This window comes from Pedobacter sp. 01T416_2, assembly GCF_056398925.1.
On record NZ_JBFTQI010000627.1, the window covers coordinates 1 to 3561 of the forward strand.

Here is a 3561-nt window from a genome sequence, read left to right on the forward strand (position 1 = left end):
GATTAAGATTAGCTAGCGGATTATTTACCCGCGCCATCATATACCTCTTTTACAACCAATGATGCAGAAACGAGTTTCGGCCAGCCTGCGTAAAATGCCAGTTGAGTTAATGCTTCGCCCATTTCCCCGCGTGTAATGCCATGCTCAACAGCCCGCCCCATATACATGCCAAGAAATTGGATATCTCCAGCCGCAATCATTGCACTTACGGTTGCCAGGCTTCTGCTTCTTGATGATAATCCTGCCCGGAGCCAAACCTCGCCGTACAATAATTCATTGGTATATTTAGCAAAACCTTCGGCTATCGGGGCGATATTTTGCGCTATAAATGCTACCCTGTTCTCATCGCCCGGTAAAGCCTCATTTTTATCAAGCGCCAGCGGGCTGGTTGAAKGTAATTCTGCCCCTAATATTCCATAATTTGCAAATACATCTTTTGCAACAGCAACAGCCGACATGGCATTGGGCACCCCTGAATAGAAAGCAAGGTGTGTGATAATTTCTGAAAGTTCACCTGGCGTAATACCACTGTTCAGCGCTTTGATAAAGTAATGCGGCATGGCATTGCTTTGGTTTCTTGCTATCAGGGATGACAAAGTAACGATGCAGCGGTCATGCTTTGATAACCCTGGGCGCTCCCAAACTTCACCTACCAGTTTTTCGGCGATATACTTACCTAATGCAGGAGAAACACTACTTACATCAGCACTTGAAAATGCAGGTTTTGGCCCGGTCTTTTCTGCATTGCTAATTTTAAACGCTTTTACAATTGCTTCGCCTACGCTTGCGGCAGATTGCGGATTTTGGCCCGTGATCAACCTGCCATCAATAGCAATGTTATTATTCCAGTTAGGGGCATGCTTGTAAACAGCTCCATGGTTAATTAAAGCATCCTGAAGCAGGAACGGAACTACCTTGGTTGATTGTACTTCTTCCTCTTCGCCATTGGTAAAGCCAGCTACATTTTTGCCCGAGATCAGATAGGAGCCATCGCTTAGTTTTACGTTTACCAAAGCTGCAGGGCCGTGGCAAACTGCCGAAACAATTTTTCCAGATTCGTAAAATTCCGGCACTAACTTTAAGATTGCGGGGCTATCGGCAAAATCCCACATGGTTCCATGCCCACCCGCAAAAAATATGGCCTCATAGTCTGAAGCTTTTACATCATCTAATTTCAAAGTATTTGCAATAGCTTCACGAAAATTGATATCTGCCCAATATTTGGCATTAACCTGATCGTTGAAATCTTCTAAGCCATCTAAAGGTGCTGCTCCACCCTTGATAGATGCAATATCAACTGTAACGCCACTTGCTTCTAATTTTTCTAATGGATGGGTAACTTCGCTCAGGTTAAATCCTGTAGGGATACCTGTATCTCCTTTTACATTACAGCTTGTTACTACAAACAAGACTTTTTTCGAATCTTTTTCTATATTCATTTCGTTTATTTCAATATTTATTGAGGTAGATTATTTTAGTAGACAACTATATCATCGATTTTTCCCAGGCACCCTGGGTATCAACGCCCGCTTTTGCTGCCAAGGTTTCTATTCTTTCTATTTCCTGATGAGTTAACCTAATTTTAGTGGCATTTAAAGCGTCTTCAATTTGAGCAGTTTTGGTTATCCCAATAATGGGTAAGGTGTTTTTAGCAATGGCCCATGCAATTGCAACCTGGGCAACGGAAGCATTTTTGCCGATACCAATTTCTCTCATCACATCGGTTAATTCTTCTACCTGTGGAAGCACTTTATTGTAGGTATTTGCTCTGGCGCTACCTTCGGGAAGCGGATTTTGAGTATTATATTTGCCAGACAATGCGCCTTGTTCAAGCACCATATAAGCAAAGAAAGTAATGTTGTGTAATTTGCAATAGTCGATGATCCCGGCATCTTCGGATGAACGGTATAGAAGACTGTAATGGTTCTGTACGGCAGAAATACTAAAACCTGCGGTTTCAAGTATACTATTGGCCAATATAATTTCTTCGAGGTTATGGTTAGATACCCCAACACTTTTTATTTTTCCGCTTTTAAGCAGTGGAATCAGTTCGGGAGTCAATTTACTAACGTCAGTAGGGTTATGAATCCAGTAAATGTCTATATAGTCCGTTCCTAAACGCTCAAAACTGCTATTCAGCATTTCCTCGATAGKGTTGTCAGAAGAACCAGCCATCTGTGGTGTAAACTTGGTAGATAGTAAGAGATCCTCACGTGGGTATTGTTTTACAAACGCTCCTAATATCGTTTCGGATGAACCCATACCATAGGCGGTTGCAGTGTCCCATAGGTTAAAACCTGCCTTCATTGCGGTATCGAACACCTGCTTTAAATCGCCAGCGCTAAGGTTGTTGCCGAAAACCTGGTCGCCTCCTGCAGAACCTGTTCCCCATGACCAGGTACCGAATGCTATTGATGGTAATTTTTTCATTTTCTTTTTATTATTTGCAGAACTGCGGTAGACGATTTAATGGATTATAGAATAGAGCTAAGTTCTTTATACTTTTGCATCAGATCGTTATACGGATTCCTGTTTCTCTTACCATTATTTCTGCTTTAGCGTATTTCTGCGAGATTGTTTGCAATACGTTTGCACCAATAAATAAAGCTCTATGAATTGTTTCATAAGGCCGTGCATATCAAAAAAATTTGCTAAAACTGGTATTTTAAGATGCGATATTAAAAACGACTTTGCCTAAAGCCCCCTCTTTGATTATCGTTTTATAAGCTTCCTTATAAGCTGACATGGGGTAAGTTTTGCTGATGTGGATATCAAAACCTTTTAATGCATCATTTGCTAATCGGTTTAAACTTTCTGTGTCAGATTTCATCAAAAGAATTTCATATTTCTTTCGAGATACCATGTTATTTGAAAACGAATGCACGAAATTCCATAACGAAGGGGTAACGGTAAAATATGTGGATTTAGGCTTCATTAATTTTTTAGCTTGACTGAAAGATAATTTAGCAGATAGTTCAATGATAACATCAAACTTCTTCTTTAAATCCGTCACTTTTTCTCTGTTGTAATCAATCACATAATCACTCCCCCACTTCTTTAACAAATGATGCCCTTTTGCGCTTGAAACAGCCGTTACAATCGCTCCCCGGCTTTTAGCAATCTGTATCGCAAACATACCTACTCCGGCAGATGCGCCGTTTATCAAAATCTCCTTCCCTTTTATACTATCCTTGTTTTTAGTGAGCATCTGTAAAGCGGACTGGCCGACCGTTGGTATTGCAGAAGCTTGTTCAAATGACAGATCCGCAGGCTTTTTAGCAATTTCCTTTTCATTCACCAAAATATATTCTCCAAGAACTCCATCTTTAAAAGGATCTATTACGCCAAACACGTCATCCCCTGCTTTAAATTTTTGAACACCCGTACCTGTGCTTTCTATTGTTCCGGAGAAGTCGCAACCGACAGATTTTGGGAATTTCTTGCCCGACATCAGTTTCACCTCACCCATTAAAATCTTCCAGTCGATAGGATTAATAGAAACGGCCTTTACTTTAACCAAAATTTGTTGCGTATCGGGAACTGGCTTATTTACCTCTACAG

At 40.9% G+C, this 3561-nt stretch carries 3 protein-coding genes; all 3 read right to left on the bottom strand.

Annotated elements, in window-relative coordinates; all coding sequences use genetic code 11:
* Positions 1 to 20: 20 nt before the first annotated feature.
* Entirely contained in the window at positions 21 to 1439 is a 1419-nt protein-coding gene (locus AC1DPQ_RS21385; protein WP_477610810.1) for a carboxymuconolactone decarboxylase family protein, read from the bottom strand.
* A 46-nt stretch (positions 1440 to 1485) separates the two neighbouring features.
* The gene (locus AC1DPQ_RS21390; protein ID WP_477610811.1) at positions 1486 to 2430 is read right to left on the bottom strand and encodes an aldo/keto reductase; all 945 of its coding nucleotides are present in this window, start codon (positions 2428 to 2430) and stop codon (positions 1486 to 1488) included.
* A gap of 235 nt (positions 2431 to 2665) precedes the next feature.
* On the bottom strand, positions 2666 to 3561 hold an 896-nt coding region (locus AC1DPQ_RS21395; protein ID WP_477610812.1), incomplete at its 5' end, for an NAD(P)-dependent alcohol dehydrogenase.